Raw genomic sequence first — 17,875 nt, forward strand, 5'->3', positions numbered from 1 at the left:
ACACGTCATCGGGTTGGTCCATCTCCATCGCTCAGCTTGCCAGCGCGATCTGGTTTTGAAGGCCGGCCGCCCAGCGGGTGATGTCGCCTGCGCCGAGGCAGATCACGAAATCGCCTTCCTGCAATTCGGCTGCGAGCGTTTCGGCAAGGTCCTGCTCGTCCTCGATCGTCGCGGCGGCGCGGTGTCCGCGCGCCTTGAGGCCATCGACCAGCGCCTGCGCGTCGACGCCGGGGATCGGGTCTTCGCCCGCCGCATAAACAGGGGTGACATATACCAGATCGGCTTCGTTGAAGCAGGTCTGGAATTCGTCCATCAGATCGTTGAGGCGCGTGTAGCGGTGTGGCTGGACGACGGCGATCACGCGGCCCCGCCCCGCACTTTCGCGCGCCGCGCCCAGCACCGCCTTGATCTCGACCGGGTGGTGGCCATAATCGTCGATGATCGTCGCGACGCCGCCACCGGTCGGAACCTCGCCGACCTTGGTGAAACGCCGCCGGACGCCGCCGAACTGGTTGAACCCGCTGCAGATCACCTCGTCCGGGCAGCCCATCTCGATCGAGACGGCAATCGCGGCGAGCGCGTTCTGGACATTGTGGCGGCCGGGCATCGGCAGGCGTACGCCTTCGATCCGGCGATCTTCCTGCCCGCGCCGCCGCACGATGACGTCGAAGCAATTGCCGCCCGCATCGGGCCGCACGTTCACGCCGCAAATGTCGGCCTGCAGGTTGAAGCCATAGGTCACCACATTGCGATCGCGCACCTTGGCGATCACGGCCTGCACTTCGGGATGGTCGATGCACAGCACCGCCGCGCCATAGAAGGGCACGTTGTGGATGAACTCCACGAAGGCGTCCTTCACGCCCTCAAAATCGCCGTAATGATCGAGGTGTTCGGGATCGATATTGGTGACCACCGCGATCGTGCCGTCGAGCCGCAGGAAGCTGCCGTCGCTCTCGTCGGCTTCGACAACCATCCAGTCGCTGTCGCCGAGGCGGGCGTTGGAGCCATATTGCTCGATGATGCCGCCATTGATCACGGTCGGGTCGATCTTGCCCGCGTCGAGCAGGGCGGCGATCATGCTAGTCGTGGTCGTCTTGCCATGCGTGCCGGCGACCGCGACGGTCGATTTGAGGCGCATGAGTTCGGCCAGCATTTCCGCGCGGCGCACCACGGGAATGCGATTTTCGAGTGCGAAGGCGACCTCGGGATTGGTCCGTTTCACGGCGGTGGACGTCACCACCACTGCCGCCCCTTCGACATTCTCCGGCGCATGGCCGATAGAGACCGTCACGCCGCGGCTGCGCAGCCGCTCGATCACCGGGCTTTCCTTGATGTCGGAGCCCTGCACGCTGTAGCCGAGATTGTTCATCACCTCGGCGATGCCGGACATGCCGATCCCGCCGATGCCGACGAAATGGATGGTCCCGATATCGGTCGGTACGCCCCTCATTCGGCCGCCTCCTTCGCAGCGCCTTGCCCTGCCGGTACGCCCTGCGTAGCGCCGCGCGCATTGTTTCCGCCGACGCGGATGACGTCCATCATGTCCGCTCCGCCGAAGCTTTCGACCAAGTCGGCGAGATCCTCGACTGCCTTGGGCCGGCCGCAGTTCCATGCGGCATGGGCGGCTCTGTTCAAACCTTGCGGGTTCTCGGCAAGCGCCTTGATCTGCTTGGCGAGTTCCTTGCCGGTGAACCGCTCCTGTCGGATCATGCGCGCCCCGCCGGCCTTCGCCATTTCGCGCGTGTTCGATGCCTGGTGGTCGTCGGTCGCGATCGGCAGCGGGACGAGGATGGCCGGGCGGCCCACGGCGGTGAGTTCGGCAATGGTCGAGGCCCCGGCGCGGCCGATGAACAGATGCGCATCGGCGAGCCGCGTGGCCATGTCCTCGAAATAGGTCGCGAGTTCTGCCGGGATCTCGTGATTGCGATAGCGTTCGCGAACGGCATCTAGGTCCTCGGCACGGCACTGCTGCGTTACCTGTAGGCGCTGGCGCAGCGCAGGGGGAAGCATAGCGAGCCCGTCGGGTACGACTTCGGACAGCACGCGGGCACCCTGACTGCCGCCGGTAACAAGCACGCGCAGCAGTCCATCCTCGGTGAACTCGGGAAATGGCTCTTCGCGCAGCGAGAGCACGCCTGCGCGCACCGGATTGCCGACGAGGTGGACCTTGTCCGAATGCTTGTCCGCCAGCCGCTCCACATCGGGATAAGCCGTCGCGATTGCCTGGACACGGCCTGCCAGCAGGCGATTGACGCGGCCGAGCACGGCGTTCTGCTCGTGCAGGATCGTCGGGATGTCGGCGGAAGTCGAAGCGAGCACCGCCGGAGCAGAGGGATAGCCGCCGAAGCCGATCACCGCGCTCGGCTCGAAACTCTCGTACAACCGCAGCGCCATACGCCGGCCTTCCAGCACGGCGCGGATGCCCTTGATCCATTGCAGCGGGTTCTTCCCGAAGCGGCCCGCGGGGATGACATGCGCCGGCATGAAGTCGGGCTTGCCGGGGATCTCTGCCCCGCGCTCGTCAGTGATCAGCGCGACGTGATGCCCGCGCCGGTCGAGCTCGGTCGCCAGCGCAAAGGCCGGCAGCAAGTGTCCGCCGGTGCCACCGGCGGCGAGGACATAATGGCGGCTGGAGCGAGTCATGGCTGGATCTCGCGCACGGGGCGAGCGGAAGGGGAATTCATCGCGTCCGCCTGCCCTATTCCCATCCACTCGCCAAGCCCCTTGGTCCGGCTTTTCAGGAACGGATTTCGCCGGGTTACCGCCAGCAACAGCCCCACGCCGATACCGATGGCGATGGTCGAGGAGCCGCCGTAACTCACCAGCGGCAGGGTCATGCCCTTGGACGGGAACAGTTGGAGATTGACCAGCATGTTGATGAACGCCTGCCCCCCGAGCAGCGAAACCAGCCCAGCCCCGGCCAGCAATGCGAACAGGTCCTCCTCGTCAACCAGCCGCATCAGCACGCGGCCGACGATGGCGAGATAGAGGATCACGATCACCGCGCAGGCGAGCAGGCCGAATTCCTCGCCGATCACGCTGAAGATATAGTCGGTATGCGCTTCGGGCAGGCTCATCTTGCGAATGCCGAGGCCGTAGCCTGCACCGGTCCAGCCGCCGGCCAGCAGCGTGCGGCTGGCGAGGTCCACCTGGTCGTAAGCCGTGCCGCCGCCGAGGAAGCTGTCGATGCGGTGGCGGGCGTTGTCGTAGAGGAAATAGGCGGCGGTGATCCCGGCAATTCCGCCACCGATGACGAAGCCGATGCGCTTGGCATCGACACCGGACAGCACCACCATCACGAACCACACGCCGGCAAACAGGATGGTGCCGCCGAAGTCGGGCTGCGCCATCATCAGCGCAGCGATCAACCCGAGGGTTCCGGTCGCGATGCCGAGAACCGGCAGGTTCGGGTCGCGCAGGCGCCAGGCGAAGATCCATGCCATGGCGATGGCGAAGCCGGGCTTGAGGAATTCGGACGGCTGGAACTGCATGCCGATCCTGATCCAGCGCCTTGCGCCGTTGATTTCGACGCCGATCAGCGGGGTGAGGAACAGAAAGAACAGCATCGTCGCCGCAAGGACGATGCCGAGCCGCCGCGCATTGTCGCGGGTCAGCATCGACACGCCGAGCATCGTACCGAGGCCGACCACCTGCCAGGCGATGTGGCGATAGAAGAAATAGAGCGGATCGAGCGTCTCGCTGCTGGTCGACAGGCGATTGGCCGTGGCGGGACTGGCGGCGGCGACGGCGATGGTGCCGAAGCTCATCAGCAGCAGGATCAGGAACAGCAGCACGCGGTCGATTTCGCGCCACCAGATCTTCAGCTCCGACCAGCGCGAGAGGCGGCCCTTGGGCATATGCGCAGGCTGGCGCTTGCCGGGGACATAGGGCTGCATGGTGGTGCTCATTTCAGGGCCTCCACCAGCTCGCGGAAGTGTTCGCCGCGCGCTTCGAAGTCGCGATACTGGTCGAAGCTGGCGCAGGCTGGAGACAGGAGGACGGTGTCGCCGCTCACGGCGTGATCAGCGGCGCGAGCCACGGCGTGATCGAGCGTTTCGCACGGCGTGACCGGCACGCGGCCTTCGAGCAGCGCCGCGAAGTCCGGCCCGGCCTGACCGATGGTGTAGGCGGCTTTGACATGAGGCAACTCGGCCTCGCATTCGCCCAGCCCCGGCTCCTTGGCGAGCCCGCCGAGGATCCAGTGGATGTTGTCGAATGCCGCCAGCGCGGGCGCGGAGGCAGCGGTGTTGGTGCCCTTGCTGTCGTTGACGTAGGCGACGCCTGAGATTTCAGCGACACGCTCCATGCGGTGCGGGAGGCCGGGGTAGGACTCAAGGCCATTTTCAATAGCACCATCGGTCAGTCCGATGTCGCTGCAGGTCGCCCAAGCCGCGGCCGCGTTCTGCTGATTGTGGCGACCTTTCAGCCACGGCCAATTAGCCGAGATTTCGATTGGTACGTCGCCAATAAATTGGATCAGAGGATCCTCGGCGCTTTCGAGGACATCTTCATCCGCTTCGGCTTGAAAATCGACAACCGCAAAACGCTGCGGTGACTGCATTTCGAACAAGCGCGCCTTACTCGCCGCATATTTCTCAAAATCCCCATCATACCGGTCCAGATGATCTGGCGTAATGTTCAGCAGCACCGCCACGTCGCAATCGAGCGAATAGGTCAGGTCGATCTGGTAGCTCGACAGTTCCAGGACATAGACCCCGCCCTCCGGCAAAGGCTCCTGCCCGAGGATCGGCAGGCCGATGTTGCCGCCCATGGTGGCAGGCCGCCCGGCGGTCTTGAGGATGTGGTGGACCAGCGCGGTGGTGGTGGACTTGCCGTTGGTGCCGGTGATGCCGACGACCTTGTGCGGCGGCAGACCGCTGCGCGCCTGAGAGAAGAGTTCGATATCGCCGATCACCGGCACGCCGAAACTGTCGGCATGGGGTTTGATCGGGTGGGTGTTGAGCGGGACACCGGGGCTGACGACCACGCCTGCGAAGCCGGTCAAGTCCGCCTCGACCGGATCGGCCAGTTCGACACGATCCGCAAACTCGCTGCGCGCTTCCTCGCTTCTGTCCCACGCCATGACCTTAGCGCCGCTCGCCAGCAGCGCCTCGACCGTTGCCCGGCCGGACCGCGCGAGGCCGAGCACCGCGTAGCGTTTGTCCTTCCAGGCGGTCGAAGTGATCATCGCAGCTTCAGCGTCGCCAGGCCCATCAGCGCGAGGATGATCGAGACGATCCAGAAGCGGATCACCACCTTGCTCTCCGACCAGCCGAGCTGTTCGAAATGGTGGTGGATCGGGGCCATGCGGAACACGCGCTTGCCGGTCCGCTTGAACCAGAAGACCTGGATAATGACGGAAAGCGCCTCGAACACGAACAGCCCGCCGACGATCGCCAGCACGACCTCGTGATGCGTCGCCACGGCAATCGCGCCGAGCGCGCCGCCCAGCGCCAGCGATCCGGTGTCACCCATGAAGACAGCAGCCGGCGGCGCGTTGAACCACAGGAAGGCGAGCCCCGCCCCCATGATCGCCGCGCAGAAGATCGCCAGCTCGCCCGCGCCTTCGACATGCGGGATGCCGAGATATTCGGAATAGTCCACGCGCCCGACAAGATAAGCGATCAGCGCGAAGGTGCCGGCCGCGATGATCACCGGCATGGTCGCGAGCCCGTCCAGCCCGTCGGTCAGGTTCACGGCATTGCCGGCGCCCACGATCACGACAGCCGCGAACAGGTAGTAGAACGGCCCCAGCTCGACCCCGAAATCGTTCACGAAAGGAACGTAGACGAAGGTGTTGATCTGGCTGACGACGATATAGCTCGCCGCGCCTGCCACCAGGAATTCCGCCAGCAGCCGCGTCCGGGCGGAGACGCCCTTGTGGCTCGATTTCGACACCTTGTCGTAATCGTCGAGGAAGCCGATCAAGCCGAAGCCCAGCGTCACGGCGAGGCAGGCCCAGATGAACGGGTTCTTGAGGTCCATCCAGATCAGCACTGCCAGCGACAGGCTGATCAGGATCATCAGGCCGCCCATGGTCGGGGTGCCGACCTTGGCGAGGTGCGTCTGCGGACCGTCGGTGCGGATCGGCTGGCCCTTGCCCTGGCGCACGCGCAACATGGCGATGAAGCGCGGGCCGATCAGCAGGCCGATCACCAGCGCCGTCATCAGCGTCGCTCCGGCGCGGAACGTCTGATAGCGCACGAGGTTGGCGACGCCCTCGAAGTTCAGCCATTCGGCAAGAAGGTAAAGCAAATGCGCCTCTTGTCGCGCCTATCCGGCGCGGGTGAAGTGATCCACGAGCCGACCGAGGCCGACCGAATTGGAGCCTTTGACCAGCACGGCATCGCCAGCGACGACGCCGAAATTCTCGAGCAGTTCGATGGCCTCTTCGGCAGTTCGGCAATGCGCCCACGCAATGGGCTTGCCAAGCACGTCGCTCTGCGGTTTCCCCAGTTCGCGCGCGAGCACGCCCATCTCGTCGCCGACCAGCACCGCATAGTCGATGTCGGCGGCAAGCAGCGGCTCGGCGAGGCCGGCGTGGAACTTCGGGCCGAAATCGCCCAGCTCCTTCATCGATCCGAGCACCGCGATGCGACGGCCCGAAGGAGTCTGGCCGAGCTGCGCCAACGTGGCGCGCATGCTGGCGGGGTTCGCGTTATAGCTTTCGTCGATCAGCAGCGCCTTGCCGCCCGGCGCGGTGATGCCGTGGCGCGCACCACGGCCCTTGAGACCGCCCATTTCGGCCAGCGCGAGGCCGGCCGCGGCAAGATCGCCACCTGCCGCACGCACCGCCGCCATGACGGCGAGCGAATTGGCGACCCAGTGTTCGCCCGGCTCGGCCACCGTGTAGCACAGTCGCCCTTCGGGAAATTCGCAGGTCACCAGGCTGCCGCCATTGGCGCTAGGGATTGCGTCGAGCAACCGCATGTCGGCATGGCGCGCCTTGCCGAAGCTCATCACCCTGGCGCCGACTTGCTCGGCGGAGGACTTCAGCTGTTCGTAATGGGGCGTGTCTGTCGGGATGACGGCAGTGCCGCCGGGCTCCAGCCCCGCGAAGATCTCCGTCTTCGCGGCAGCGATTGCCTCCATCGAACCGAGGTTCTCGATATGCGCCGGCGCGATGGTGGTGATGACCGCGACATGCGGGCGGACCTGCGTCGTCAGCCCCTCGATCTCCCGGGCATTATTCATGCCCATCTCGAAGATGCCGAAGCGGCTGCGCGCGGGCATGCGGGCAAGGCTGAGCGGCACGCCGACATGGTTGTTGTAGCTGCGGATCGAACGGTGCGCCGCACCGCGGCTGGCACGTTCGAGCGCGGCGAAAATCGCCTCCTTCACCCCCGTCTTGCCGACCGAACCGGTGACGCCGATGATCTTTGCTTCGGTGCGGGCGCGCGCTGCGCGGGCGAGCGCCTTCAGAGCTTCGGTCGTGTCTTCGACCAGGATGTGCGGCCAGTCGATCGGGCGATCGACGATGGCCCCGGCAGCGCCATTGGCGAAGGCTTTCTCAAGGAAGCGATGCCCGTCCATCGCCTCGCCCTTGAGCGCGACGAAGAGATCGCCATTCAACACATCGCGGCTGTCCATCTCGACGCCTGCGACCTGGAAATCATGGCTCGCCGTGCCGTCGACGGCTTCGGCGATGCTCTTTGCGTCCCACAGCGTCAGTGGCAGGCGGTCGCGCGGATCGGCAGGCCATTCGACATAGGCCGGATGGCGCAGGATAGCGGCGCTCATGCGCGCTCTCCCGCGATTTCGGCAGCGCATTCGCGCGCGACTTCCACGTCGTCGAAGGGCAGCACCCGCATGTTTTCTCCCGACCCGATGATCTGACCCGTTTCATGTCCCTTGCCGGCGACGAGGACGATATCCTCGGTGCCCGCTTCGGCGATGGCTGCTTTGATGGCTTCGCGACGACCGCCTATTTCGCGTGCTTGCGGCGCTCCCTCAAGCACCGCGGCACGGATATCCGCAGCAGTTTCGCCGCGGGGGTTGTCATCCGTGACGATCACGACATCGCTGGCCTTGGCCGCGGCCTCGCCCATCGGCGCGCGCTTGCCATGGTCGCGGTCTCCGCCTGCGCCGAATACGGTGATCAGCCTGCCGGAAACATGCGGCCGAAGCGCCGCGATCGCGGCTTCGAGCGCGTCGGGTGTGTGGGCATAGTCGATGTATACCGGCGCACCGCTCGGCGAGATCACGGCGCGTTCGAGCCGCCCGCGCACCGGCTGCAGGCGCGATACCGCATCCCAGACGCCCGAAGCGCTCGTGCCCGTAGCAAGAGCAAGTCCCGCCGCGCACAGCGCGTTGGACACCTGGTAGGCACCGATCAGTGGCAGAGTGATCTTGCGCTCCTGCCGGTCATGCTCGACCGTCAGCACCTGGCCAAGCTGGGTCGGCTCGCGCGAGGTCAGGCGGATGTCGTTCCCTTGCTCGCCGACGGTCATGACGGTCAGCCCGCGCTTGCCGGCATGGTCGACGACCCGCGCGTTCCAGCCGCTTTCGCCAGAGCCCATCCAGACGACCGCAGTCGCACCGTCGGACACGACCTCGTCGAACAGCCGCATCTTGGCCGCAAAGTAGTCTTCCATGTCGGCATGGTAATCGAGGTGATCGCGGCTGAAGTTGGTGAAGGCGGCCGCTTCGACCGGGATGCCTTCGTTGCGGAATTGCGAGAGGCCGTGGCTGGATGCTTCGTAGGCGACATGCGTCACGCCTTCGCGCGCCAGGCCGCTGAGGTTCGACAGGAAGGTCACGATATCGGGTGTCGTCAGCCCGGTGGAGACGCTCTCGTCCGGCGTGGTGACCCCGAGAGTGCCGATGCTCGCCGCACGTTCCCCGGTCATGCGCCAGATCTGGCGCGCCATCTCGACGGTCGAGGTCTTGCCATTGGTGCCGGTCACCGCGACGATGTGCTCCGGAACCGGCGTGAAATAGCGCGAGGCGAGGCGGGCGAAAGCGCGGCGCGGTTCGGGCTCGGCGATGTGTACCGCGCCCTCGACTGTGGCCTCAGGCCGCGCGACCACGGCGATGGCACCGGCTTCGATGGCAGCGGGAATGAACTCCTCGCCATTGACCTGCGTGCCCTGGAACGCGCCGAACACCGTTCCGGGCGCGACCTTGCGATTGTCGATCGCGAAGCCGGTGACTTCGGCATCGCTGCCGCCGCAATCGAGGCCCGCCGCCGCGCAGAGTTTCGCCAGCTTCATGACGTCTTCCCTGGAATCAGCGGTCGAATATCGGAAATATCGACATCGCGGGTTTCGTCGGGCCGCACGCCGATCAGCGGGCCGATGCGCGGCACCAGACGGCCGACGATCGGAGCGGCGGTCCAGCCGGCCGTGCGCTGATAGCTCGATGCCACGGTGCCGCGCGGCTCGTCGAGCATGGCGATGACGACGTAACGCGGGCGATCCATCGGGAAGGCGGCTGCGAAAGTGGAGACCAGCGCCGTGCGGCGATAGCCCGCGCTGCCGCCCGGCTTTTCCGCCGAGCCGGTCTTGCCACCCACGCGATAGCCATGCGCATCGGCGTTCTTGCCCGTTCCGAACACGGTGATAGCGCGCAGCAACTGGCGCATGCGGCTTGAGGTCGAGGCCTTGAACACGCGGCGCCCCTTCGGCGCGGCGCCCGGCTCGACCTTGTGCAGGGTCGCAGGCCGCCAGATCCCGCCGTTGACCATCGCCGCATAAGCGCTGGCAAGATGCAGCGGCGTCACTGCGATACCGTGACCATAGCTCACGGTCATGTTCCGCAGCCGCGGCCAGTTTTCGCCCGGCCAGATCGGGAAGCCCTTGGCCGGAAGTTCGATATAGGGTCGCTCGTTCAGACCCATGTCGATCATGTAACGACGCATCCGTTCAGGGCCGAGATCGTCGGCGATCCGCGCGGTGACGGTGTTCGACGAGTAGACCAGCGTCTCGACCACATTGAGCGTATTGCCCTTCGAATGCAGGTCCTTGATCGCAAAACGGCCGACCTTGACCGGGGTCGCGTCATACCGCCTCGAAAAGTCCCGCACCACACCGGCATCGATTGCGGCAGCGACCGAAAGCGGCTTGAAGGTCGAGCCGAGCTCGTAGACCTGGTTGGTCACGCGGTTGAACATCAGGCTCTGCCCGCGCTCGTCGATCTTGTTCGGATCGAACTCCGGAAGAGAGGCGAGCGCCAGCACTTCGCCGGTGTCGACATCCAGCACGATCCCCGCGCCGCCCTGCGCATCGACCAGCTTCATGCCGCGCCGCAATTCGTCTTCCAGCGCGCCCTGGACGCGCACATCGATCGACAGGGCGGCAGGCGTCCCGCGGGTCACCGGATCGTTCAGCTGAGCATCGAGCACCTGTTCCATGCCGACGCGGCCCTTGCCGTCGGCGGCGACATAGCCGAGCACATGCGCCGCCATCGATCCTTGCGGATAGTGGCGGTCGTTCTCCATCGGCATTTCGAGCGCGAGCTCACCGATTTCCTGCACGCGGTTGGCGTCTTCCGGCAGCACGCGCCGGCGCAGGTAGCCCTGCTGACCGCTGGCAAGCTGCTTTGCGACGCGGCTTTCGTCCATGTCGGGGAAGATCGCCTTGAGCTTGGCAGCGACCTCTGCCGGATCGCGAACCAGCGGGTCGCCGTTCTCGCCAAGAGCCTTGGGATTGAACCACAGCGCATAGGCCGGGAAAGCACGCGCCATCGGAATGCCGTTGCGATCGACGATCTCGCCGCGCGGGGGCAGCAGCGCTTCTTCCAGCGAGGTCGCACGGGAAGCGCTGTCGGACATGCCGAGATAGCCGAGCCGCAGCAGCGCCATCAGCGCGACGAAGGCGAAGCCGAGCGCGATCCACAGGACCCGCCAGCGCGCGACCGTCAGCGAACGCTGGCGCAGGGTGACGAGCTGCACGCGGCCGGAAGCGACGGCCATGCTCACCGCCCCGTGCCCCGTGCGCCCTGCCGCGATCGCGGGACCATAGCCCGCGAAAGCGTTCACCGGGCCACCTCGGCAACTCCGGCAGCTGCAACCGGCCGGGTCAGCCGCTGCGCGAGATCGGTAGAGGCGAACTCACGCGTCGACGTGCGACCAGGGCGCGCGGCGTCCTCGGACTCGTCGCCAAGCCAGTCGGCCAGCAAGCCCTGCTCTTCGCGCGGCGGCCGGTTGAGCGCGACGCGCACAGGCGAGGGCGCGTCGAGCCCGCGCGGCGTGCCGAGCGCGGCAAGCTGGCGCTCGCTTTCGAGATACTGGTCGGCGCGCGGCGGACCATAGCCGAATTCGATCGCGTTCCAGTTGGCCAGCTGCTGCTGGCTGGCACGGGTCTGGAATTCGGTTTCCAGCATCAGCTTGTCGTGCTGGGCCGCGATGATGTGGCGTTCGGTCAGGCGCACCTGGCTCTTCACCGCGTTCACCTTGAAGGTGAGCGCGAGCAGCAGGCCGAAGCATACGGCCAGCACCAGCGCCCAGCCGATCTGGCGCAGACGGGAGCCGCCGGCAATCATGCCGCTTCCCTCGCCGGTGTGGCAGTGCGCACCGCATGACGCAGGACGGACGAGCGCGCGCGCGGATTACGCTCGATTTCCACCGCGCCCGGCTTGACCGCCTTGCTGACGGGAGAGAAGACCGGATCGCCAAGCGCCGCCAGTGGGACGTGACGCGAGGCGCTCGGGGTTGAGGATGCCTCGCGCAGGAAGCGCTTGACGATCCGGTCTTCGAGGCTGTGGAAGCTGACCACCGCAAGGCGGCCCCCTTCGCGCAGCAGGTGTTCGGCAGCCGACAGGGCTTGGGACAGTTCGTCGAGCTCGCCGTTCACGTGAATTCTGATGGCCTGAAACGTGCGCGTGGCCGGGTCTTTCTTGTCGTGCGGCTTGTGGCCCAGCGCCTTGCGCACGACGCGGGCGAGATCGCCAGTCGTCTCCAGCGGGCGGGCCGCCACGATCGCACGCGCGACGCGGCGCGACTGGCGCTCTTCCCCGTACTGGTAGATGACATCGGCAATCGCGCTCTCGTCGGCGCTGTTTAGGAAATCGGCGGCGCTTTCGCCCTCCTGGCTCATCCGCATATCGAGCGGACCGTCGGCCGAAAAGGCGAAGCCGCGTTCGGCTTGGTCAAGCTGCATGGACGACACGCCGATATCCATCACGATCCCGTCGACTCGCGCCACACCGGCCGATGTCATGACGTCGAGCATTTCGGAGAAACGGTGCGGGTGGAGAATAAGGCGCGGCGGGTTTTCCCCCGTCTCGCGCCAGTTGCGACCCGAAGCGATTGCATCGGGATCCCGGTCGAAAGCATGCACCGTCGCGCCGCGCTCCAGCAACGCACGCGTATAGCCGCCCGCGCCGAAGGTCGCGTCGATCACGACATCGCCCGGCTGCGGGTCGAGCGCGTCGATCACCTCGTCGAGGAGGACGGGGATGTGCGGGGCGCAGGTCATTTCCCTTTCGCCTTCGCATCGGCGAGCAGGCTGTCGCAGGCGGCCTTGGCGCTGGCCCAGTCGTCGCTCATCTTGGCGAGCTCGTCCGGGTTCCACAGCGTGAAAAAGCGTCCGCCACCCTGGAAATAGAGACCTTCCTCGATCCCGGCGAGGCTGCGCAGATGATCCGGCATGACGAAGCGGCCGCTGTCGTCGAAGGGCATTTCGAGGAAGCCGAACAGCTGGCTGGCCCGCGTGTCACGGTCGAAATCCTTGCCGACACGAACGGCGATTTCTTCCTCGCGGTCGAGTTGGGCGTCGAGCTCTTCCTTGCGGCTGAGGCCGAAGCCGACGAGGCAGTTCCACGTGGGGTGCTTCATGAGGCAGAGGACGCGGCCGTCGCTGCTTTCCTTGACGGCCTTGCGGAACAGCGGCGGAAGCACAAAGCGGCCCTTATCGCCCGCAGGCGAATAGGCTTGTCCGCTGTACCCTCCGAAAGTCACCTGCCCCAATTCCCGAATGCGCGTTCAACATCTCCCCCGGGCAAGACTTCTTCCCCCTCGCCCACATGCATGGGCGAGCTGCACCGCTCGCGAGCGGTACGCGCATAGACAGCCTTGTCCGATGTCCTGAGGATTTATCGCGGGACGGGCGGGGATGGAAGGGAAAATTGCGGGATTTCACGGGATAAGCCCGTAAAATATTGGTTTTTCTCGACTATTTTTCCAGCTGCGCTCTCGAAACTCCTACCGCTTTGCCAACGAGACCGCTGGAAACACTAGTAATTTCGGAGAGCAAAGCACGATTTCCCGTGCCCTCCCCGACTCGCTCCCGCAATTTCCCGTGATCAGAAATCGAGCGCCGCAGCGACCAGGTCATCAAGTGCCGCCCGGCGCCGCGAGGGCAGATCGCCCTCCCCTTCCCAATCGAGGATGGCGGCATCGGCCAGCAGGGTCACGCGGCCTTCGCCGACCTCGCACTGGGCGAGCAGGCCGCCGTCCGACACGGTGCATTGCGACGGCGCGCCTGAATCAACCTGCACGAACTTGCCGGGGAGATTTACCGGAAACTCCCCGTCATAGGCATCGACCCAGCGTTCGCCGACAGGCTGGGTTTCGTTGAATTGCAGTTCCAGCCCCCACCGCTTCAGGATCGGCGAGATCAGCACGACGTCCTGTGGCCGCCTGCGGTCGCCGATGGAAAACTCGCTATGCCTTGTGAGCAGCGGGTCGGCGAAGATCAGCAGGCGCCCACCACCGCGCAGCCAATCGTCGAGTGCGACGTTTTCCGACGGAGCGAGCGGCCGGGGCTGGGCCAGCAGCAAGCGATCGACATTCGCGAGGGTTTCCGGCTCGAGCGCGTCGAGCGGGGCGAGTTCGAACCTGCGCTCCAGCAACTCGCGCACCCAGTCCTTTTCTTGCGCGGTATCGAGCAGCGTGGCGACATCTCCGCCGCTACCCCAATAGATAGGCAGCGTGGAGAACAGGCCGAGCTGCTCCTTGTCGGCGGCGTTGTCCGTTGGCGCAATGCCCTGTCCGCAGGAGGCCAGCGCCACCCCCAAACCGAAAAGCGCAGCCTTAAGGCTTTTGCGGCCGGGGGGCACTGAGATCCTGCTCCGGTGCGGCGGGCGAAGGCGTGCCGGTCACCGCCGTAGTGGGCTCTGCGGGCAGTTCCGGCACGACGCCAGCCTCGGCCAGCGGGTCGTTTCGCGGCATCGCCTGCGTCGGTTCGGTAGTCGGTGCCGCTTCCGGCACGGCGGTCGCATCGGTCTGCGCCGCGCGATTGCTCACCACGCTGGCCAGCGCGACCAGCAGGACCATCATGACGATACCCGTCCCGCCGATCTGCAGGCGCTGGAGATTGCGCTCGCGCCGGGCGCGGTTGCCGGGAATGTCCGACACCTCGCCCGTATCTGGCTTGCGGCTCATATCGAAAAATTGCGCCATCGACCGCAGCGATACGCCGCAACCCGCAGTGCGGTCAATCGTCGCCCTGCAACCAATCGAAGACGGGCAGGTCTTTCGATGCCAGCCATTCGGGATCGTAAAGCGTCGAGAGATAGCGGAAGCCGGTATCGCACAGGATCGTGGCGACGCGCGGGCTTTCGCGCCCCTCGGCCACCAGCTGCTTGCCCAGCGCGATAGCGCCAGCGACGTTGATGCCGGAGGAAAGACCGAGGCACAGCCCCTCCTCGCGCAGCAGGCGGGCGACCCAGTGAAGCCCTTCCTCGTCCGACACGCGAAACTGCGTATCGATCGGCGCGCCTTCGAGATTGCCGGTGATCCGCCCCTGCCCGATCCCCTCGGCCACCGAGGAGCCTTCGGCCTTCAGCTCGCCATTGGCGAAGTAGTTGTAGAGCGCCGCACCATGCGGGTCGGTCAGCGCGATCTGCACGGTCTCGTCGAATTCCTTGAGGCCCATGCCGACCCCGGCGATCGTCCCGCCAGTGCCCGCTGCGCAAGTGAAGCCGTCGATCCGGCCGTCGAGCTGCTGCCACAGCTCCTTCGCCGTGCCTTCGATATGGGCCTTGCGATTGGCGGTATTGTCGAACTGGCCCGCCCAGATCGCGCCCTCGGTCTCCTCGGCCATGCGCCGCGAGACGTGCTGGAAGTGATTGGGATCGGCATATTTGGTCGGGGGAACCGTGACCAGTTCCGCGCCGAGAGCCCGGATGGTCTGCATCTTCTCGCGGCTCTGGTTGTCCGGCATCACGATGATCGTGCGATAGCCCAGCGCATTGGCGACCAGCGCGATGCCGATACCGGTATTGCCCGCCGTCCCCTCGACCACCGTGCCGCCGGGCGTCAACTCGCCCCGCGCTTCCGCATCGCGGATGATGTAGAGCGCGGCGCGATCCTTCACCGAGGCGCCGGGGTTGGCGAATTCGCATTTGCCGAAAATGTCGCAACCGGCCTCCGCGCTTGGTCCTTCCAAGCGGACCAGCGGCGTGTTGCCGATGAGGTCGAGCGTGTGCTCGCGTACGGGAATTGCTGTCATGTCGGGTGAGGTAGGCGCGCGGGGTGAGCTGCGCAAACTACATGGCCTTGCAGGCGGGAAAGGGAGAGTCTTTGTGGGGTACGCCTTCGACATCCGTCGAAGGCTTGCGGCACCAGCCCACGCCCCCACCCGGATTCTTTGTTAGGTGCAGTCAGGACATCCGTCCTGACCTTGCTGTTCCATCCCGCTCCCCCACCCGGCCACCCACGGCACTATACTGTTTGGGTGGCCGGGTGGGGGAGCGGGATGGAACAGGGCGCAGCGCGGGACGCAGTCACGCGCGAATAGAAGCCATTAATCCTCGGGAGCGATAGTAACTTTCAGCCCGTCCAGTTCCGCCGTGAACGGGATCTGGCAGCCCAGGCGCGAGCCGGCGGTGCGGTGATCGGTGGACTCGAGCAGATCGTCCTCGTCCTCGCTCATTTCCGGCAACTTGTCGACAAAGGCCTGGTCGACATGCACATGGCAGGTCGCGCAGCTGCAGCAGCCGCCGCACAGGGCCAGCAATTCGTCGAAGCCGTTGTCGCGGATGGCTTCCATCACGGTCAGGCCGTCCTCGACCTCGATTTCGGAGGTTTCGCCTTCGCGAGTGGTGACGATCAGCTTGGGCATGAATGCTTCCTCGGTTGCAATGGGCCATTGGCCCGACCTATGCGGGCGGCTGCTATTCAATCGAACGCGGGAAGGCAAGCACGCGCCGCCATGGGCCTGACGAATGCACAATTGCGCGAGCATCTCGATGCGGTTGCGCGCGACGATGCGACCGTCGCGGCGGCGCTGGAGCGTTGCGGCTATCCCGAGGAGCGGATCAGGCCGACCGGCTATCGCACGCTGCTTCGTACCATCGTCGGCCAGCAGGTCAGCGTGGCGGCCGCTGCCTCGGTGTGGAACAAGCTGGAGGCCGAACTGGGTGAGGAGATGCACCCCCAGGATCTGCTCGACCGCGACTTCGATACGCTGCGCGCCTGCGGGCTCTCTCGGCAAAAGCAAGGCTATGCCCGGTCTTTGTGCGAACTGGTGGCCAGCGGCGAACTGAGCCTCGACGACCTGCCGGAAGACGACGAGGCGGCGATTGCCGAACTCACCCGGATCAAGGGCATCGGCCGCTGGTCGGCGGAAATCTACCTGCTGTTCGCGGAAGGCCGCCCGGACATCTGGCCTGCGGGAGACCTCGCCGTGCAGGAAGCGGTCGGGAGGTTGCTGGACCTGCCCGCGCGACCGAGCGAGAAAGAAACGCGCGCACTGGGCGAGCAATGGCGACCATACCGGGGCGCGATGGCGATTTTTACCTGGCACACCTACAACAATGCCGCGCTTTAGCGCGCTCGAGGAGAGAAACATGGCGGACCGTAAAGCGATCTTCATCACCGGCGGCGGGTCGGGCATCGGCCGTGCGGTCGCGACCTATTTCGGCGCGCGCGACTGGTTCGTCGGCGTCGGGGATATCGACCAGGCCGGCATGGACGAGACGCTGGACATGATCGGCCACGGCTTCACCTATGCGCACAAGTTCGATGTTCGTGACCGGTCCGCCTGGGACGAGGCGCTGGAAAGCTTCGCCACCGCGGCGGGCGGACGCATCGACGTGGTGTTCAACAATGCCGGCATTCCGATCGGCGGCTCGCTGGTCGAGAATTCGACCGAAGAAATCGAACGCTGCCTCGACATTAATTTGAAGGGCGTGTTGTTCGGCGCGCAGGCAGCCTATCCGCATCTCAAGAAGACCGCGCCCGGTTCGTGCCTGCTCAACACGGCGAGCGCGGCCGGGATTTACGGCACGCCGGGCGCCAGCGTCTATTCGGCGACCAAGTTCGGCGTTCGCGCGATCACCGAGAGCCTCGATGGCGAATGGGCGGAGGACGGGATCAAGGTCCGCTCGCTGATGCCCAGCTTCATCGACACCCCGCTGCTCGACCACACGCCCAATGCGCAGACCAACGAGGGCATCCGCCAGCGCGTGACCGAGGCCGGGCTGGAGATCACCCCGGTGCTGGAGGTCGCACAGGCCGCGTGGGACGCGGTGCATGGCGAAAAGCTGCACACGACCGTCGGCAAGACCGCCAAGCAGATGGCCTTTGCCGCGCGCTGGCTGCCGGGCCGGGTCCGCAAGCAGACCCGCGGAAGCGCGCGCCCGCTCGGTCGGTGAACGCCTAGCCGAGCAGCGCGTCGATCTTGCGAGCCATCTTCACGTCGCGCAGGCTCAAGCCGCCCGCGTCATGCGTGGTGAGCGTGATATCGACTTTGTTGTAGACGTTGAACCACTCGGGATGGTGGTCGCGCATTTCCGCGATCAGGGCGACGCGGGCCATGAACCCGAAAGCTTCAGAGAAATCGTCGAACTCGAACTTGCGCTCGATCGCATCGCCATCGCGGGCCAGCGACCATTTCGGCAAGGCGCTCAGCCAGGTCTTGCGTTCTTCCTCGCTCAGCTTTTCGACCGACATCCTGTTCATCCTCCGAAGACCTCGTCACCTCGCTTGTGA

Annotated in this window: 18 protein-coding genes; 2 read left to right on the forward strand and 16 right to left on the reverse strand. The window is 65.7% G+C overall.

Annotated elements, in window-relative coordinates:
• Window positions 1–31: 31 nt before the first annotated feature.
• The 15 genes from murC to ACSH0F_RS11405 form a co-directional block, all read right to left on the reverse strand.
• Window positions 32–1,450: a UDP-N-acetylmuramate--L-alanine ligase gene (gene murC, locus ACSH0F_RS11335; RefSeq protein WP_435202834.1), complete on the reverse strand. Its 1,419-nt coding sequence runs from the start codon at window positions 1,448–1,450 to the stop codon at window positions 32–34.
• Window positions 1,447–2,643 carry an undecaprenyldiphospho-muramoylpentapeptide beta-N-acetylglucosaminyltransferase gene (gene murG, locus ACSH0F_RS11340; protein ID WP_435202836.1) on the reverse strand — a complete coding sequence of 399 codons (1,197 nt, stop codon included), beginning with the start codon at window positions 2,641–2,643 and terminating at the stop codon, window positions 1,447–1,449. Before murG ends, murC begins: the two co-directional genes overlap by 4 nt.
• The gene (locus tag ACSH0F_RS11345; RefSeq protein WP_422785411.1) at window positions 2,640–3,908 is read right to left on the reverse strand and encodes an FtsW/RodA/SpoVE family cell cycle protein; all 1,269 of its coding nucleotides are present in this window, start codon (window positions 3,906–3,908) and stop codon (window positions 2,640–2,642) included. The genes murG and ACSH0F_RS11345 overlap by 4 nt, the downstream gene beginning before the upstream one ends.
• Window positions 3,905–5,188 carry a UDP-N-acetylmuramoyl-L-alanine--D-glutamate ligase gene (gene murD, locus ACSH0F_RS11350; RefSeq protein ID WP_435202838.1) on the reverse strand — a complete coding sequence of 428 codons (1,284 nt, stop codon included), beginning with the start codon at window positions 5,186–5,188 and terminating at the stop codon, window positions 3,905–3,907. The genes ACSH0F_RS11345 and murD overlap by 4 nt, the downstream gene beginning before the upstream one ends.
• Window positions 5,185–6,255, reverse strand: coding sequence for a phospho-N-acetylmuramoyl-pentapeptide-transferase (mraY, locus tag ACSH0F_RS11355; RefSeq protein ID WP_305931957.1), 1,071 nt, complete (start codon window positions 6,253–6,255; stop codon window positions 5,185–5,187). Before mraY ends, murD begins: the two co-directional genes overlap by 4 nt.
• Before the next feature lie 18 nt (window positions 6,256–6,273).
• Complete coding sequence (locus tag ACSH0F_RS11360; protein WP_435202841.1) at window positions 6,274–7,740, reverse strand: UDP-N-acetylmuramoyl-tripeptide--D-alanyl-D-alanine ligase; 1,467 nt, start codon at window positions 7,738–7,740, stop codon at window positions 6,274–6,276.
• Window positions 7,737–9,212 carry a UDP-N-acetylmuramoyl-L-alanyl-D-glutamate--2,6-diaminopimelate ligase gene (locus ACSH0F_RS11365; RefSeq protein ID WP_435202843.1) on the reverse strand — a complete coding sequence of 492 codons (1,476 nt, stop codon included), beginning with the start codon at window positions 9,210–9,212 and terminating at the stop codon, window positions 7,737–7,739. The genes ACSH0F_RS11360 and ACSH0F_RS11365 overlap by 4 nt, the downstream gene beginning before the upstream one ends.
• A complete protein-coding gene (locus ACSH0F_RS11370) occupies window positions 9,209–10,912 on the reverse strand; it encodes a peptidoglycan D,D-transpeptidase FtsI family protein (RefSeq protein WP_435203179.1) in 1,704 nt (567 codons plus the stop codon). The genes ACSH0F_RS11365 and ACSH0F_RS11370 overlap by 4 nt, the downstream gene beginning before the upstream one ends.
• A gap of 62 nt (window positions 10,913–10,974) precedes the next feature.
• Window positions 10,975–11,481, reverse strand: coding sequence for a hypothetical protein (locus tag ACSH0F_RS11375; protein WP_435202845.1), 507 nt, complete (start codon window positions 11,479–11,481; stop codon window positions 10,975–10,977).
• Window positions 11,478–12,416 (reverse strand): 16S rRNA (cytosine(1402)-N(4))-methyltransferase RsmH, encoded by a 939-nt coding sequence (gene rsmH, locus ACSH0F_RS11380; protein ID WP_435202847.1) that lies wholly within the window; start codon window positions 12,414–12,416, stop codon window positions 11,478–11,480. The genes ACSH0F_RS11375 and rsmH overlap by 4 nt, the downstream gene beginning before the upstream one ends.
• The gene (locus tag ACSH0F_RS11385) at window positions 12,413–12,898 is read right to left on the reverse strand and encodes a division/cell wall cluster transcriptional repressor MraZ (protein WP_435203181.1); all 486 of its coding nucleotides are present in this window, start codon (window positions 12,896–12,898) and stop codon (window positions 12,413–12,415) included. Before ACSH0F_RS11385 ends, rsmH begins: the two co-directional genes overlap by 4 nt.
• Before the next feature lie 344 nt (window positions 12,899–13,242).
• Window positions 13,243–13,950, reverse strand: a complete 708-nt coding sequence (locus ACSH0F_RS11390; protein ID WP_435202849.1) for a Gldg family protein — start codon at window positions 13,948–13,950, stop codon at window positions 13,243–13,245.
• A gap of 22 nt (window positions 13,951–13,972) precedes the next feature.
• Window positions 13,973–14,341 (reverse strand): hypothetical protein, encoded by a 369-nt coding sequence (locus tag ACSH0F_RS11395; RefSeq protein ID WP_435202851.1) that lies wholly within the window; start codon window positions 14,339–14,341, stop codon window positions 13,973–13,975.
• A gap of 34 nt (window positions 14,342–14,375) precedes the next feature.
• Complete coding sequence (locus ACSH0F_RS11400; protein ID WP_435202853.1) at window positions 14,376–15,392, reverse strand: cysteine synthase A; 1,017 nt, start codon at window positions 15,390–15,392, stop codon at window positions 14,376–14,378.
• Window positions 15,393–15,686: 294 nt separating this feature from the next.
• Entirely contained in the window at window positions 15,687–16,004 is a 318-nt protein-coding gene (locus ACSH0F_RS11405; protein WP_435202855.1) for a 2Fe-2S iron-sulfur cluster-binding protein, read from the reverse strand.
• Window positions 16,005–16,094: 90 nt separating this feature from the next.
• Between ACSH0F_RS11405 and ACSH0F_RS11410 the strand changes: the two genes are divergently transcribed.
• Window positions 16,095–16,712, forward strand: coding sequence for a DNA-3-methyladenine glycosylase family protein (locus tag ACSH0F_RS11410; protein WP_435202857.1), 618 nt, complete (start codon window positions 16,095–16,097; stop codon window positions 16,710–16,712).
• Window positions 16,713–16,731: 19 nt separating this feature from the next.
• A complete protein-coding gene (locus ACSH0F_RS11415) occupies window positions 16,732–17,538 on the forward strand; it encodes an SDR family oxidoreductase (RefSeq protein ID WP_435202859.1) in 807 nt (268 codons plus the stop codon).
• Window positions 17,539–17,542: 4 nt separating this feature from the next.
• On the opposite strand, the gene ACSH0F_RS11420 is transcribed toward ACSH0F_RS11415, so the two are convergent.
• The gene (locus ACSH0F_RS11420; protein ID WP_435202861.1) at window positions 17,543–17,836 is read right to left on the reverse strand and encodes a 4a-hydroxytetrahydrobiopterin dehydratase; all 294 of its coding nucleotides are present in this window, start codon (window positions 17,834–17,836) and stop codon (window positions 17,543–17,545) included.
• Between the last annotated feature and the right edge of the window lie 39 nt (window positions 17,837–17,875).

This window comes from Qipengyuania sp. 902, assembly GCF_051195295.1.
Classification (GTDB): domain Bacteria; phylum Pseudomonadota; class Alphaproteobacteria; order Sphingomonadales; family Sphingomonadaceae; genus Qipengyuania.

What these genes read in the sequence shown, in the direction of transcription:
- ACSH0F_RS11400 (WP_435202853.1), bottom strand. Translation starts at nt 15,392, where the DNA reads ATGACAGCAATTCCCGTACGCGAGCACACGCTCGACCTCATCGGCAAC.
- ACSH0F_RS11410 (WP_435202857.1), top strand. Translation starts at nt 16,095, where the DNA reads ATGGGCCTGACGAATGCACAATTGCGCGAGCATCTCGATGCGGTTGCG.
- ACSH0F_RS11370 (WP_435203179.1), bottom strand. Translation starts at nt 10,912, where the DNA reads ATGGCCGTCGCTTCCGGCCGCGTGCAGCTCGTCACCCTGCGCCAGCGT.
- ACSH0F_RS11405 (WP_435202855.1), bottom strand. Translation starts at nt 16,004, where the DNA reads ATGCCCAAGCTGATCGTCACCACTCGCGAAGGCGAAACCTCCGAAATC.
- murD (WP_435202838.1), bottom strand. Translation starts at nt 5,188, where the DNA reads ATGATCACTTCGACCGCCTGGAAGGACAAACGCTACGCGGTGCTCGGC.
- murC (WP_435202834.1), bottom strand. Translation starts at nt 1,450, where the DNA reads ATGAGGGGCGTACCGACCGATATCGGGACCATCCATTTCGTCGGCATC.
- ACSH0F_RS11395 (WP_435202851.1), bottom strand. Translation starts at nt 14,341, where the DNA reads ATGGCGCAATTTTTCGATATGAGCCGCAAGCCAGATACGGGCGAGGTG.
- ACSH0F_RS11375 (WP_435202845.1), bottom strand. Translation starts at nt 11,481, where the DNA reads ATGATTGCCGGCGGCTCCCGTCTGCGCCAGATCGGCTGGGCGCTGGTG.
- rsmH (WP_435202847.1), bottom strand. Translation starts at nt 12,416, where the DNA reads ATGACCTGCGCCCCGCACATCCCCGTCCTCCTCGACGAGGTGATCGAC.
- ACSH0F_RS11345 (WP_422785411.1), bottom strand. Translation starts at nt 3,908, where the DNA reads ATGAGCACCACCATGCAGCCCTATGTCCCCGGCAAGCGCCAGCCTGCG.
- ACSH0F_RS11415 (WP_435202859.1), top strand. Translation starts at nt 16,732, where the DNA reads ATGGCGGACCGTAAAGCGATCTTCATCACCGGCGGCGGGTCGGGCATC.
- ACSH0F_RS11420 (WP_435202861.1), bottom strand. Translation starts at nt 17,836, where the DNA reads ATGTCGGTCGAAAAGCTGAGCGAGGAAGAACGCAAGACCTGGCTGAGC.
- ACSH0F_RS11365 (WP_435202843.1), bottom strand. Translation starts at nt 9,212, where the DNA reads ATGAAGCTGGCGAAACTCTGCGCGGCGGCGGGCCTCGATTGCGGCGGC.
- ACSH0F_RS11360 (WP_435202841.1), bottom strand. Translation starts at nt 7,740, where the DNA reads ATGAGCGCCGCTATCCTGCGCCATCCGGCCTATGTCGAATGGCCTGCC.
- murG (WP_435202836.1), bottom strand. Translation starts at nt 2,643, where the DNA reads ATGACTCGCTCCAGCCGCCATTATGTCCTCGCCGCCGGTGGCACCGGC.